Source organism: Coleofasciculus sp. FACHB-712 (assembly GCF_014695635.1).
Taxonomy (GTDB): domain Bacteria; phylum Cyanobacteriota; class Cyanobacteriia; order Cyanobacteriales; family FACHB-T130; genus FACHB-T130.
On sequence record NZ_JACJOQ010000389.1, the window covers coordinates 1 to 14,461 of the forward strand.

Annotated in this window: 11 protein-coding genes; 9 read left to right on the forward strand and 2 right to left on the reverse strand. The window is 45.0% G+C overall.

Translation table 11 applies throughout. The annotated features are described in order from the left end of the window. The coding region (gene bchD / locus H6F50_RS11025) for a magnesium chelatase ATPase subunit D (RefSeq protein ID WP_190428730.1) at window positions 1-1,995 on the reverse strand (1,995 nt) is incomplete at its 3' end. 539 nt (window positions 1,996-2,534) lie between these two features. Between bchD and H6F50_RS11030 the strand changes: the two genes are divergently transcribed. From H6F50_RS11030 to H6F50_RS11070, 9 genes are all read left to right on the forward strand, one after another. After that, window positions 2,535-3,287 carry an NYN domain-containing protein gene (locus tag H6F50_RS11030; protein WP_190428731.1) on the forward strand — a complete coding sequence of 251 codons (753 nt, stop codon included), beginning with the start codon at window positions 2,535-2,537 and terminating at the stop codon, window positions 3,285-3,287. Window positions 3,288-3,477: 190 nt separating this feature from the next. Beyond that, window positions 3,478-4,164, forward strand: coding sequence for a ribonuclease III (gene rnc, locus H6F50_RS11035; RefSeq protein WP_190411305.1), 687 nt, complete (start codon window positions 3,478-3,480; stop codon window positions 4,162-4,164). A gap of 99 nt (window positions 4,165-4,263) precedes the next feature. Beyond that, entirely contained in the window at window positions 4,264-5,361 is a 1,098-nt protein-coding gene (locus tag H6F50_RS11040; protein WP_190428732.1) for a YihY/virulence factor BrkB family protein, read from the forward strand. Between the two features lie 428 nt (window positions 5,362-5,789). Continuing rightward, on the forward strand, window positions 5,790-6,413 hold the full coding sequence (locus tag H6F50_RS11045; protein ID WP_190428733.1) for an OmpH family outer membrane protein: 624 nt from the start codon (window positions 5,790-5,792) through the stop codon (window positions 6,411-6,413). A 126-nt stretch (window positions 6,414-6,539) separates the two neighbouring features. Beyond that, complete coding sequence (locus H6F50_RS11050) at window positions 6,540-8,321, forward strand: OmpA family protein (RefSeq protein WP_190428734.1); 1,782 nt, start codon at window positions 6,540-6,542, stop codon at window positions 8,319-8,321. After that, window positions 8,321-8,818, forward strand: coding sequence for a Rab family GTPase (locus H6F50_RS11055; RefSeq protein ID WP_190411309.1), 498 nt, complete (start codon window positions 8,321-8,323; stop codon window positions 8,816-8,818). Before H6F50_RS11050 ends, H6F50_RS11055 begins: the two co-directional genes overlap by 1 nt. 42 nt (window positions 8,819-8,860) lie before the next feature. Further along, a complete protein-coding gene (locus H6F50_RS11060; RefSeq protein WP_190428735.1) occupies window positions 8,861-9,835 on the forward strand; it encodes an adenylate/guanylate cyclase domain-containing protein in 975 nt (324 codons plus the stop codon). Further along, window positions 9,835-10,953, forward strand: coding sequence for a HAMP domain-containing sensor histidine kinase (locus H6F50_RS11065; protein ID WP_190428736.1), 1,119 nt, complete (start codon window positions 9,835-9,837; stop codon window positions 10,951-10,953). Before H6F50_RS11060 ends, H6F50_RS11065 begins: the two co-directional genes overlap by 1 nt. 220 nt (window positions 10,954-11,173) lie before the next feature. Continuing rightward, complete coding sequence (locus H6F50_RS11070; protein WP_190411312.1) at window positions 11,174-11,563, forward strand: hypothetical protein; 390 nt, start codon at window positions 11,174-11,176, stop codon at window positions 11,561-11,563. A gap of 81 nt (window positions 11,564-11,644) precedes the next feature. On the opposite strand, the gene H6F50_RS11075 is transcribed toward H6F50_RS11070, so the two are convergent. Beyond that, a complete protein-coding gene (locus tag H6F50_RS11075; protein WP_347277157.1) occupies window positions 11,645-14,389 on the reverse strand; it encodes a family 10 glycosylhydrolase in 2,745 nt (914 codons plus the stop codon). Window positions 14,390-14,461 lie beyond the last annotated feature (72 nt).

Sequence of the window (14,461 nt, forward strand, 5' to 3'; positions counted from 1 at the left end):
TAAGTGATAATATTTCCCCCCAGATTGCTTTGCCAATTCCTTTGCGAATCCAGTGGAAATAAACTTATTTTCCGTATCAATCACTAACAACTGAATCCCCAAAGCGCGAATTCGGGAAGCAATATCTAACAATTCAGCTTTAATATCCGGCTTTTCCCCTTCCTGTATCGGTTCGCCCAAAGAACGAGCTAAAGGAATATTACCCCGTCCATCGGTAATCGCCACAATCACCACCTGACCGATATCTCCAGACATCTGAGCATTCATCCCGACGCGCACTGCCTGAGTCAAACCATGAGCCAGAGGGGAGCCGCCGCCACAAGGCAATAGCTCCAGACGCCGCCGCGCTAAGGCAATCGAACGGGTTGGCGGTAGCAGCACATCGGCTTGTTCTCCTCGGAAGGGAATCAACGCCACTTGGTCGCGGTTCTGATAAGCTTCCGTCAGCAGGCGCATCACCGCACCCTTCGCTGATTGCATTCGGTTGAGCGCCATCGAACCAGAGGCATCAACGACGAAAACGACGAGCGCCCCGGCTTTGCGGACTAAGCGCTTGGAGCGTACATCCCCCTGCTCGACGAATACCCGCCGATCTCCTCTTTGTCCTCCCTGACCCAGAGGGGATTGAGCGATCGCGGCATCGTTTCGCTCCCGCCGAGCCTTTTGGTAGGGTGCAGCGGCTCTGAGCGTCGCGTCAACAGCAATTCGCCGCACCTTGCCTTTCGGCAACATTGGCTTGACGTAGCGCCCTCGATCTTCTGAAATGATGAGACTGCGACTGCCCGACTTGCCGTGACGTTGCGCCATTTGAGCAAAGTAAAGCACGGTAGGGTCGAGGATGACACCCTCTGGATCGAAGACAAATTCTTCTGGAATACTCGACTGATCCTCCTGGGGTTCTTCCGGTTCCTCTTCATCCTTCTCATCCGGCTCATCTTGCTCTTGCTGAGATTCATCTTGAGGCGGTGGCGGTGGGGGCGGCGGCGGAGGCGTTTCTTCTGGTGGCGTCTGCACAACTGTAGCGCGGGGCACGATAACTAATTCCACTGCACGGCGCAAGTCTTCCGCCGTCACATTAGTGCGTCCCTCTAAAGCAGCCGCAGCCTTGGCAACTCGCACTGCAAAGAGTTCGGCTCGATGTCCCTGCACTCCGCCTCGAATTGCTTCATCAACTAGATAAGCAATTTGCTCGCGGGTGATGCGAACATCCTTCAGCCATTCCCGCGCTAAGACGATCTGAGTTTTCAGGTTGTCGATGTCTTCGGTATACTGTTCTAGAAATTTTTCTGGGGATTTAGCGTAGGCGAGAGCTTGTTCTACTGCTTGCACTCGTTCATCTAAGCCGAGTACACCATCAGCGGAAAGCGCGATCGCAATTCTATCGAGCAAATGTTCTCGCAGTGACCCTTCTTCCGGGTTGTAAGTGGCAATAAATAAAGGCTTACAAGGATGCTGAAAGCTAATCCCTTCCCGCTCGATCTGGTTGCGTCCTTCCGATAAAACAGTCAACAGTTGGTTAGCAATTTGCTCATCAAGTAGATTAATTTCATCTACATAGAGGACACCCCGGTGTGCTGTCGCCAGTAACCCAGGCTGAAATATCGTGTCCCCCTGTTTAACGGATTGCTCGACATCCACAGAACCCAGCAGTCGATCTTCTGTGATTCCTAAAGGAATTTGCACAAATGGAGCCGGAATCACCTGCGCGTCAATCGGGGCATCCGTCTGAGCATTCGCTTCTGCCAATAATTTGTCATCCCACTCGCTGGGGGAATCGGGGTCGCAATTGCTAATCGATCCTTTGACGACTTCAATGGGGGGCAGAAGGGAGTGCAAGGCGCGTGCCATGACCGATTTAGCAGTCCCGCGACGACCCGCGATCGCTACCCCTCCCAGTCCGGGATCAATTGCTGCCAATAGCAGCGCCATTTTTATTGCTTCTTGCCCCACAACAGCAGCGAGGGGGAAGGCGGGGTTAGCTACAGATGCAGGCATAGTTTAAAAGCGACGCAAGTCCAACTTTTCAGCATAGCGCAATGTCTTACTGGCTGACTAAGAGATCGCCTTCAATTAGAACGAAGTCCTGCTCTGACAAATAAATCTGAAATGCCCTTGACACCGAATCCTGACAATGCTAGTCTGCAAAAAGACAGCTAAAATATCCGCATTCAAAGGCGCGAAGTTTTGATTGCTGTCTCAGGTACAGGATTTTGTAGTCTTCTACTGAGCGTCTAGTCAACGAGTTGACTGAGCATTCAGTTCGATCTTTGTCAACGAGCCGACAAAGCATTTGGAAAGATGACAAAAATCTAGCAGAATGTCCGGTCAACTGGTTGATTGGACGCTTGGTAGGAGACTACAAAATCCTGCGCCTGAGACTGCCAACTCTAATCTTAACAACGAAGAATTGCGTTCGGACTATGAGTTCGGTCATAGGAAATAATTATTTTTTATTCCTGAACCAAGCTTTGCTGACGCTAGATGCGTGATTTATCGATGCTGTCCAATCCACAAAAAAAATTGGGCACATTAGCATGAAAAATATTGAGCTAGCATCCTGTAAACAGACAAAACAGCAGCAACAGTCGGTTTCAATTTATTGGGATTACCAAAATGTTCCAAAAGTAAAACTTGCGAACTATTTGTTGCGATTTGCTAGTTTACAAGGAGATGCTGTAGTCAACCGAAAGGCTTATAGTAATTGGTGTGGAGCAAACAAAACTAAAACAAGGCTAGAAAACCAGAAATTTGACTGTATTAATGTTCCTCGGAGCTTCAAAAACGCTGTAGATATTAAATTGTGCATAGACTGTAGTAACGATAGCTCAGATATAATAATCCTTGTAACTGGGGATTGTTACGGTCAGATTTTACTCGATGAGTTACAAGGAAAGGGGAAAAAAGTCATATTCTTTGCTCAACAAGGTAGTGTAAGTAAAGAGCTTATTAAGAGTGCTGATAAATTCTACTTTGTAGAGGAGTTGCTTAGTCTAGTTAGCAACAATACTTCGATTCAGACAGATGGCGTTCTGTCTTATATCAACTACGATGATGCTGTTGACTGCCTTATTGAAGCTATCAAAACTGCGGTCAATAAAGGTAAGCATACAACATATCGCATCATTGCCAGCCTGATGAGTCACAGTCAAGATTTCCCTAACTATCAAGGAGTTTCCTCTATTCGTAAACAGGACGGTACGAAATTTACACGGTTTAAAAAATTTGTTGCTGCTGTTGAAAAAGAGGGGAAAATCAAATTGCAAAATGAAGAAATGTTGTTAGTATAGTTAAGCAGATTGCTAAAAGCTAGATAATCAAGCGATCGCTACTTATCAAAAACTCGGTTTGATATAGAAACCGGGTTTATCCAAAAACCGCTATTGAGCGGTTTTTTCGTGTTCACCTAGTTAATAGCCATCAATGACTTGTACTGATATTTCCATGCAATTAATTTACCCAAAACTAGGAGCAATCAAAATGGAATTTCCAAATTTTCAGAATGAAAAACTCTTGCTTCATGCGCTTACACACCGTTCTTATGCCAATGAAAATCCCGGAGAGTGCGAAAACAACGAACGTCTAGAATTTTTGGGTGACGCTTTGCTAACTTTCTTAAGTGGCGAATATCTCTATCGTCGTCACCCACAAATGGGAGAAGACCAAATGACTCGTAGGCGTTCCGCGCTGGTAGATGAAAAGCAGCTAGCAAAGTTCGCTACCGAGATAAATTTAAACTTCAAAATGCGGTTAGGTCAAGGTGCCATTCGTGAGGGAGGCTACTATAATCCAAATTTACTCAGCAGTACCTTTGAAGCCGTCGTCGGCGCTTATTATCTAGATAACAATTTAGATGTTGAGAAAGTCCGCGATTTTGTAGAACCACTATTTGATTCCGTTCCGGAGGATATTGTAGTGTCTCTCTCCAAGGTGGACTCGAAAAATCGGTTTCAACAATGGGTGCAAGCAAATCCTGACCTTGGCTCAACACCACCGAAATATGTCACCAAACAAGCAGGCGGAACACCCCACGCCCCAGAGTTCATCGCCACAGTGCTTGTGGGCGATAAAGCCTACGGGGAAGGTAAAGGACGCAGCAAAAAAGATGCTGAGAAAGCTGCTGCTGAAGATGCACTGTCCAAACTGAAAAAACGAGGGCTGATGTAAGCTGGAATTCTGGAGAAACTCTAACTTTCGGGTCTTTTAACTTCTTGACAAGGCGCTGCAAACTCAAAGAAGAGTGGTAGTGCAGGCTAGAAGTTAGTTATGAAGCCAAAAGATATAGTAGGACTGCTTAAAGACACATTTGCGGAGTGGCAAGAAGATAAGGCATCGCGGTTAGCGGCGGCGCTGGCGTATTACACCGTGTTTTCTTTGGCACCGCTAGTTATTATTGCGATCGCGATCGCAGCTTTGGTATTTGGGCAAGAAGCTGCCCAAGGTGGAATAGAAGAGCAACTTCGAGGCTTGCTTGGAGAACAGGGTGCAGAAGCCGTCCAAGAAATGATCAAACATTCTCGCAAGGCAGAGGAAGGCACAATTGCCACCCTGATTAGCGTTGGTCTCCTCTTGTTCGGTGCTTCCGGCGTTTTTGGTCAGCTGCAAGATTCACTGAACACCATCTGGGAAGTCGCCCCCAAGCCTGGACGCGGAATCAAAGGCTTTATCAAAGACCGATTTTTGTCCTTCTCAATGGTACTGGGCATTGGCTTTTTGCTCTTGGTTTCCCTCCTTTTGAGCGCTGGTTTAACAGCAGTCGGCAATTATTTCGGTCATTTGATACCCGGCTTGCCCTTCCTGGAAGCCCTAAACCTTCTCATCTCCTTCGGCGTCGTGACGGTGCTGTTCGCCCTGATGTTTAGAATTTTGCCAGATGCCAAAATTGCCTGGGGTGACGTGTGGATCGGTGCCGCCATTACCTCTTTACTCTTTACCATTGGTAAGAACCTACTGGGGGTATATCTAGGCAATGGCAGCGTCGGCTCAACCTACGGCGCAGCTGGCTCATTTGTAGTGCTGCTGTTGTGGGTAAATTATTCCGCCCAGATTCTCTTTTTCGGTGCCGAATTTACTCAAGTCTACGCCAACAAGTACGGCTCTCGAATTGTCCCCTCTAAGAATGCCGTACCCCTTAGTGAAGAAGCGAGGGCAAAGCAGGGAATACCGCGCACTGACGACATCAAAGCCGCTGCCGCACAAGACCAAGGCGATCGCTCCTCTGGAACCTCTACCAGCACCATACAACGGGTAGATCCGCCAAAGTCCAGACACCCGATGGTAACAGTCCTCGCCTTAATGATTGGCGTTTACCAAGGCTTTGCATCTCTAGTGGGAGCCAAGGGGAAGAAGAACAAACAAAAATGATGTATTCTGAGGAATTTTGCAGAGATTTATTAGGTGAGTTTTCTTAGGGCGCAGAGGCTATCAATATATGTTTTGGTTTGTTACAAGTTTCTCATAAGTATTGACTTTCTTAGGCAAGATAGCAGTAAAGGCAGAAACAACTTTAGCTTGTGCCTTGTCCACGTCTTACGGAAATGGTAACGGAAGATGCAAAAGGCTAGCCTTCCGTTCTTTGCAATATAGATTTTTTTATACTTGTGGCAGTCCTTTTAGCCCTTGCATTTACTGACGCTGACCTTTAGGGTAAAGTCTTAATGTACGAAAAGCGAGGTTTTTGCGCTCTAGAAGACAATTCGATTTACTGGTTCGCCGCCATGAACCACTTCTCCCTTGCCTAAAAAGCAAGAAGATAAGACAACAATAAGTCTTTTTAATAAAGGATTAAATTTATGAGTTCTCCGGAAGAAAATCACATCAATTATATAGAATTGGAATCCGCTCAAACAAATCCAATTCAGTCTAAAAATAATTCTTCGCTTCCCAGTGTAAATGGGACAGAAAGTGGAAATCTCGATAAAGTCAGAGATATTCTTTTTGGAAATCAGACGCGGGAATACGAAAAAAGGTTTGCTCGTTTGGAAGAACGTTTAGTGAAAGAATCCACTAACTTACGCGATGACACGAGAAAACGTTTAGATAATATTGAAAACTACCTCCGAAAAGAACTTGAATCTATAACTGACCGATTAAAAACTGAGCAATCAGAACGAGACGAATCAGTAAAAGGGCTTTCTCAGGAATTAAAAAACTTGATTGGTTCTTTGGAAAAGAAGCTCGCGCAACTGGATGAACAAACTACAACGAAAGAGCGAGAGTTACGTCAGCAGATTTTAGAACAATCTAAAAATTTGGACGATGAGATTAGGCAAAAATATGAAGAACTTTTGGCTGCGCTTGAACGAGAAGCCCAAGAACTTCGTAAGGATAAAACAGACCGTTCAACTCTGGCATCTCTGTTTGCAGAACTAGCAATGAGACTTAACACTCAACCGGGAATTTCTCGAAATGAATAATTTTTCTACAAAAGAGATTTTTAAGGGGGGAATCCAAAATTATCCGTCCATAGACTACTAAATCGCTCTAGCTCCCTCATCTAATGTCGGCATAATAATTTAGTTGTGAATAGGGGGATTTGAGCAATGGCTGACTCTTCTACCCATGATTTATCTAGCAATACTCCAGAAAATAATCTTTCAACGAACGAGGATCTCTCAGAACTTCGGAGTTTGCTTCTTGGTTTTGAGCAAAGCGAACTTGATAAACTTCATGAGCGACTAAATAATCCCAATATTCATGCAGAGGATATCAGCCAACTGCTTCCAGAGGCGATTATCCTACGGACAATGCGAGATAAGCAGCTAAGCGAAGCAATCGTGCCAACGGTTGAAGAAGCGATTCATTTATCGGTCACAAAAGACCTGAATATCCTGTCAGAGGCGATTTTTCCCGTAATCGGCCCCGCCACGCGCAAAGCGATCGCTACAGCTCTGGAAACTACAGTCCAGTCCCTCAATCAAACTGTTGAACACAGCTTGTCTCCACAAGGCTTTAAGTGGAGATTGGAAGCTTTACAGACAGGAAAATCATTTGCCGAAGTTGTTCTTCTCCGCACTCTTCTCTATCGAGTTGAACAAGTTTTTTTGATTCATAAAAAAACTGGATTGTTACTTCAGCACGTAGTAGCGCCAAACGTAGCCGCTCAGGATGCAGACTTAGTTTCAGCGATGTTAACAGTGATCCGGGATTTTGTCCAAGACTCTTTTAGCGTACAAACCGGCGATTCCCTAGAAACGTTGCAGTTTGGCGAACTCACTATCTGGATTGAACCTGGTCCGCAGGCAATATTAGCAGGGATTATCCGGGGAAATGCACCCAAAGAATTTAAGTTAGTTTTCCAAGAAGTAATAGAAAAAATTCATCTCAAATACGACCAAAAATTTAATTCGTTTGAGGGAGATACTGCTCCCTTTGAAGGCAGCACGCTTTATCTTGAAGATTGCTTTCAGGCCCAGTATCAACCCAAAAAGACAAAACCTTCTCCTGTTCTATGGATTTTATTAAGCTCTATATTAATAGCTTTGGGTAGCTGGTTCTTTTTTGACTTCACAGAGAAACAGCGATGGACAGCGTATTTGGAAAAATTAAATGCCCAGCCAGGAATGACCGTAGTTACTTCCGAGAAACGTCGGGGAAAATATTTTATTTCCGGACTTCGAGATCCTTTGGCGGCAGATCCAATCAAGATCATGAAAGAATCAAATATTAATCCCAAAATAGTTATTAGCCGCTGGGAGCCTTACTTATCTTTTTATCCAAAATTTACTGAAATTAGAGCGAAAGACTTGCTTCAACCTCCGGCAACTGTATCTTTAATCGTTGATGAAAAGGGCACTCTTCGTGCTGAAGGTTCTGCTCCTTATCAATGGATTATTGAAGCCAGAAAACTGGTGCGAGCAATTCCCGGAATTAATAAATTTGACGAAAAAAACCTTATTGAGATGGAGCTTAAAGAACTTGAGCTTAGTGAAAACAAGATCGAAAAGCAGTTACTCTTTTTTACAGAGGGAAGTACACAACTTGAACCTGACCAGGAGATCATGATAGAAAACCTTATAAAAGAAGTTAAAAAACTTACAAATGCCGCGCCTTATTTAGGTAAAAATGTCCAAATTGAAATTTTAGGACACGCTAACAAAATAGGCTCAGAGCAGAGAAATATGATCCTAAGCCAAGGGCGTGCCGATGCCATCCTTTCTACTCTAGTTTCGCAAGGAATAAAGAAAACCAATCTTTCTGCGGTGGGTGTAGGCACAAAAGAAATTTTGGATAAAGAAACGACCCAACAGGATCGATCATTGAATCGCAGCGTCTCTTTCAAGGTAAAAATAACTGATACCTCCGGGAGAGAAATAACTCAGTAATGATCCAGAAAAAAATGTGTATGGTGGGTGCATTCGCCACCGGAAAAACGAGTTTAGTCTCACGTTTTGTTAAAAGTATTTACTCTGATACTTATCAAACAACTGTTGGAGTAAAAATTGATAAAAAATCACTCAATATTGGAGGGAAAGAATTAAATCTCATTCTTTGGGATCTTTATGGAGAAGACGAATTTCAAAAAGTTCGGATGTCCTACCTGCGGGGTTCGTCAGGCTATTTCCTGGTAGCTGATGGAACCCGCCGTACTACCTTAGATAAAGCTTTTACACTTCAAAAAAGAGTAGAAGATACGATTGGCACCCTTCCCTTCATTTTGGTACTCAACAAATGGGATTTGACGGAGGAATGGGATATTGATGATACGGCAATGGACGAAATAGTAGAAAGAGGTTGGCTAGTCGTTAAAAGCAGCGCAAAAACAGGTTTAGGTGTAGAAGAAGCTTTTCTAACGCTTGCGAAGAAAATGATAGAGGCATAGATGCTTGACCTCCCTTCGCCAATTCTGAATTATATTCACACTTTGGCTGTTGAAAATCGTTCTCCAGCCTATCTCCTGGTAGAAAAAGATGGTCGCTTGTCAGATTGGGGTGGGAAACTGGAAGCCTATGGAGTGAATGATTTGCAAAAAGGAGAATATATCGGGAAACAAGTCTTTTTTCTAGAAGGTCTTTTTCCCCTGAACGGTTCTCCTATCTGTATCCCTTGCATGAAAACGGAATATGGACTTTCCGCAGATGTCCATCTTGTACCTGGAGAAGAGAGAGACTGGGTATTGCTATTAGATGCAACTTTGGAAGAAAGCCAGCACCGTCTGATGCAACAACAAGGAAACGAATTGAACCTTTTGCGAGAGGAACACTGGAAAATATTAAATCAATATTTTGGAAAGGACATTACCCAATTGCCACAAGCAGTTCTAACCTTTCAAGACAGAGGAGAACGACGGGATGTTACTATTCTTTCCATCCATATTTGTGGACTCACTTCTTACAGTGAAAATAACCCTCCCGAAGTGGTTTTTAAAACATTAAATTTATGTATCCCTATTATGATACAGATACTTATTGATGAAGCTGGGATAGTCAATAAAATAACTGGAGATGTAATAACGGCTTTCTTCGGGGTTATTGCCTCAACGGGATGTCCTAAAAATCAGGCAATAAAAGCTGCACGAGACATAATTGAGGCCATTGCAGAGATAGGTGAAGCGAGGAAAGGCGAGCTTGGTTTAACTCTCGAAATCGCTATTGGTATCGCTTCGGGGCCCGTTACTTTCGGTATTTTGGGTAGCAAAGGTAGCAGAATGTTCACTGCTATTGGCTACTATGTTAATTTAGCAGCTTGCTTGGAAAGTCAGGCACGTCCCAGCGAGATTCTCATCGACGAAAATACATTTCAAGAGCTTGATGAGATGAAAAAATATTTTTTAGAAAATTTCCTTCTATTGAAAGGAATTGTTGAACCTATACGAACTTATTCTTGCCTGGTAAAATAATGAAAGAATCTATTACAAACGAGCTTTTTGCCGCCCTGAATATTGTAATTTTAGAACGCCTGGATAATGGATTTTTTACAATAGTTGGGACGATGCCGGATTGGTTTAATAATTTCTATGTAAATACTACGCAGGAACCGGATAGATTAAATTTGGGTCAGCAATTTCCTTTTCTGGATAACTTTCTCATTGATGCTGAAAATTTCTGGGAAGAAAAGGGTACAGAACCCCTAAAATCCGGGCTGTGGACTGAAATTAATATATTGGGAAACGAATGCCATCTAGAGGCATCAGCCGTTTGTCTGGAAGATAAGAAAATACTCTTGATTGAGTGTTTGGGATTTGCTTATGAAGAAAAACAGTCTCTGATCCAGAAAGCTAGACAAAATAATCTAACTTATCAACATCTTATTAAAGAAATACAAAAAAAAGAAATTTTACTTCACTGCTTTGTACACGACATAGCAGGACAACTAACGGGACTTAACTGCTGCTTTGCACTTCTTGCTTTAGACAATTTGACACCAAAAGGCAGAGAACGCCTAGAAATCGGGAGGAAGCAATGTACCAAGCAAGAGATGTTGATTCAGGAAATATTGAAGGCATTTTCTGCCGAGGTAAAATCACTAGAGGCTTTTTCACTCGATCCTGCTCACGCTCCAGATGCAATGATTTGTGCAGTGGAAGTGGTGGATGCTTTATTACCAACTTTTACATTCCATAAAATGCAGTTGCAATTGGCTGCTGACATTAATAGCTCGAAAGATTGGAAGGTAGTTGGGGAAAACTCGCGTTTGGAGAGAGTTCTTTTTAACTTAGTAGAAAATGCTCTTAGACATAGTCCATCTGGTTCTACTGTGACAGTTAATCTCCAAGAAGATGGAGAATTTATTTTGGTGAGTGTGGACGATGAGGGTTTTGGTGTACCGCCGGAGCTTTCAAAAAATTTGTTTCAAAAATTTTCTCAAGGTACAGAGAAAGCTGGCAAAGCCGGTTTAGGACTTTATTTTTGTCGGATTACGGTTGAACGCTGGGGTGGCAGTATTGGTTATTCACCCCGTAGTGAACGAGGTTCCCGATTTTGGTTCCGGCTCCCTAGACCCATTGTGCAATCATAGATTTGGATTTTAACTATCTACAAAATTTTTCGGTCGGAGAAGTTGGATGGTTCATTGCTATGAACTAAGAACTATCAAGAGCCTACGTTTATTGACACCTACCTACGTAGTATTGATTACGGTAAAAAGCGATCGCTCTTAGTTTTTTGCATTCAAAGTGATTTCAATCTGGCAGCAATATCGTAAAATCTGAGTGAGCTCGTGCGGGAGAAAGCGTAAAATGGACAGTCGAGTGTACGAATTTGACCAGACGCAGAACCAGCTGATTCGGGATCTTGCTCAGAAAATGCGCTTTGTTAGCTACTTTCTGATCGCTTTAGGGGTGCTTCTGGTTATAGATGGGATTGTCAGTATCGCAAAAGGTGAAATTGGCGGCATTATCACTGGCGTTGTTCAAATCTTCATTGGTTTATGGACAAGTAAAGCAGCCTCTTCTTTCCAGCTTATTGTCGATACTCAGGGAAGCGATATGGAAAATTTGATTGGTGCCCTTGGGGAACTTAGAAAACTTTATACACTCCAATACTGGTTGATATTGATAGCGGTCTTCTTTGTTGCTGTTGCACTAATTATGACAGTGATTTTTGGAACATTCCAAGTCACTCGATGACAGACGGTTGAGCGTTTCTTGGGATGGGAAATAAGTTCAGAAATAGGCAATATATCGCTTTTTACACCTATTTTTGAATCTTTAATTCTTAATTCCTCGCTCGCCATAGCGCAGTAGCCTTTCCAAAGTTGCCAAACGGTTATCCCAAACTTGAACTTGGTAGGGCTGCTCTATACCTTCCTGTTTCATCCATTGATTGAACTGAAATTTAAAAGCTTGGAGTGAAATTTTCGCCTTTGCCAGATTATTCGCAGAAGGATTCGCAGCCAGCTGATTCAGTGTATTTGAGAGAGCCTCTGATTGTTTGCGCCATTCCGAGAGTGCTGGTTCCTTAATCCCAAACTGGTTAGTTTCTAAAAGAAAATCCCATTCTTTTTGGAGTGCCGCGTAACGAGTCGCAGCGGCTAGGAAAGGTTGGCGATAAGGCAATGGTTCTGTGGATGATTTTATTTCCCTCCCCTGAGTGCGGCGGAAGATTCCTTGCAGATTTTCGTTGAGATTTTCGGCGGCAAATAGAGCGTAACCGCTGGCAGGAAAATTCCGCAGCGCTTGTATTTGATCGATTGCCACAACATCTGGCAGATTCAGTAAACGAATCGAGGGCAAAACTAGAGTTGAACCCAGTAGAGCCTGAGTAAGTAAAGGCTGTGCCAAACTCTGGAGTTTGTTAGTATCTAAAGCGTAAGTCATCGGCACTAGCAAATCTACATCTCCGCGCTGCGCCCAGACTTCCCAATGTTGTTGTAGTTTTTGCAAGCGCTCAGTTTCAGGAAAAGGAAACACTGCCGCTGACACAATCAGGTTCGGTTTTAAGGCGCGTAGGCTTTTCGATGCATCTGCTACAAAACTGTTAATGGCATTGGTGCGAAATTGCGTCCACTTTTGCCATAAATTGCGGTCTTTCGGCGAAATCTTTGCCGGATCGACCCCGTGTAACTGCTGAAATTGCTGACGAGCCGCTGTACCGTAGCCAAAAGCATAACCCGCGCGGGGATCTTGAAAAGGATAGCGAATGTAATCGAACTGAATGCCATCCACTTGATAGTTTGTGGCAATTTCCCCCAACATCTGTATTAAGTAGCGCCGTACCTCCGGATTCGCCGGATCGAGAAACGTTTTTCCCGAACCCAAGTGGAATAAACGCCCCCGGTTATCGTAGCCTGCCCAGGTGGGATGCAGATCGAGTACCGGGCCGGGATACTCTTTCGGAAGCTTGACTAAGGTGTTATGACGCTGGTTGCCGACGGCGAAAATCCACACCCAGGCGTGCAACTCCATGCCGCGCTCATGAGCGAGTTTGACTGCGCTAGCTAGGGGGTCCCAGCCGCGTACCAAGGGATTCTGAATCTGAGCGACGCGACTGGGATAAATGGGATATCCCGCATTGACTGTTTCAAAAAAGACCGTGTTAAACCCTGACGCTGCTAGTCGGTCGAAAATTTTTGCTAATTTTTGCTCCGAACCAGCGCTGACAATGGTACCCCGATCTAACCACATCGCCCGAATTTCTGACTGTCCTTGGGGTCGGTCGGTGGGATAGTTGTCCCAGAGAGTTCGTCGCGCCTGGAGCCATTGCTGTCGGGCAGCGCTGTAGTCTTTTTGGTCAACTAGCTGAAGAAATTTTTGCAACCCTGTCCGGGCAGTTTTGAGTGCTGATTCCTGATTAGAGCGTGAAGAAGTTTGAGCGATGAGCTTGGTTTGGGTTGAGGAATTATTTCCGTTTGCCGTTCCCACCTTGTTCGTGGCGTTGGCAGTTAACATTGCACTCTCAAAGCGTCCGATGAGCGCTTCCAACTCCTGGCGCATGGCGGTTGCTTGTCCGCTTGTGATGAGCTGGGAGCTTGGTTTTACTTCGAGTCCAGGTGGAGCCACTAAACCATCGGCGTTGACGTCTGCGGCTTGGGTTGCTGGGGCAGGAGGGAAAAGGATAGGGGTTCCCGACTGGGTGCGGGAAGCGGCAGGCGTCCGATCTGCCGCAGTCCCTGGAGAAACGGAATTCGTTGAATTTGGCTGCCCGTTTGGCGGGCGTGGTGTGGCAGCCGCAGTGGTTCCGGCTGGGGAGGAACACTGCTGGGGCGCATTGGTTGGTGCATTTTTGGCTGTTCTCACTCCCCCGTAGCGGTTCAGGGATGCCCGCAACCATGCACTATCCAGGTTTGGGCTAGAGGCAGTATCGACGCCCCAACGCCAGCCCAGAAAGACCGAGCGATCGGTGGTTACGACCGCCGGTGGATTCTCAACCGACTTCCAGACAGCAGCGGTTTGACTGGTCAATCCAGCGGGAATGATTACACCCCCCTGGGCGGTTCCGGCAAGTCCGTTCTGTTGCACCCAACCCTGATTTTTAGCGGGTGCGGGTGCCAAGGTGGAGGGGCTTTGTAAACCGAATCCCCAGTAAGCGCCAAAGAGCGATCGCAATTGCGATCGCACGTTCGCTTGGGAAAGAGTGCCTAAAGGCCCCGTGGCGATCGCTCGCCCGCCTTTACCCATCCATTCTTGGATTGCTTGTACCTGTACGGCACTTAGGGTTTCAACATTTGGTAAAAATAAAACCTGCGTCCCTGCTAAATCTGCCGCCTGCCGGACTTGTTGTAAATCCACCACACAGTAGGCAACACCACTTAGTCCCAGGCGGGTTGTAATCCCCTCCCATTGGTTGGCATTGTCCTGGGTTTTCACGACTCCCAGTACACCCGGTGCGGCACCGGCAGGAAAAGAATTAAAAAATAAACAGGAAAAATTTACAACTAAAAATACCCAATTCCAAGCCTGAGATTTTTCCTTTCCCTGGCGTTCCCGCTTCAAACCAAAACCACTCCTCAACACAAGCTGCTCCTGAAATAGCTGTTAGCGATTAGCTTTTCATCCTTAGCCATCAGTTATCAGTCATTACCCACA

Bases quoted from the DNA above. Each gene is read 5' to 3' on its own strand.
- H6F50_RS11030 (WP_190428731.1), top strand. From the start codon at position 2,535: ATGAAAAATATTGAGCTAGCATCCTGTAAACAGACAAAACAGCAGCAA.
- rnc (WP_190411305.1), top strand. From the start codon at position 3,478: ATGGAATTTCCAAATTTTCAGAATGAAAAACTCTTGCTTCATGCGCTT.
- H6F50_RS11040 (WP_190428732.1), top strand. From the start codon at position 4,264: ATGAAGCCAAAAGATATAGTAGGACTGCTTAAAGACACATTTGCGGAG.
- H6F50_RS11045 (WP_190428733.1), top strand. From the start codon at position 5,790: ATGAGTTCTCCGGAAGAAAATCACATCAATTATATAGAATTGGAATCC.
- H6F50_RS11050 (WP_190428734.1), top strand. From the start codon at position 6,540: ATGGCTGACTCTTCTACCCATGATTTATCTAGCAATACTCCAGAAAAT.
- H6F50_RS11055 (WP_190411309.1), top strand. From the start codon at position 8,321: ATGATCCAGAAAAAAATGTGTATGGTGGGTGCATTCGCCACCGGAAAA.
- H6F50_RS11065 (WP_190428736.1), top strand. From the start codon at position 9,835: ATGAAAGAATCTATTACAAACGAGCTTTTTGCCGCCCTGAATATTGTA.
- H6F50_RS11070 (WP_190411312.1), top strand. From the start codon at position 11,174: ATGGACAGTCGAGTGTACGAATTTGACCAGACGCAGAACCAGCTGATT.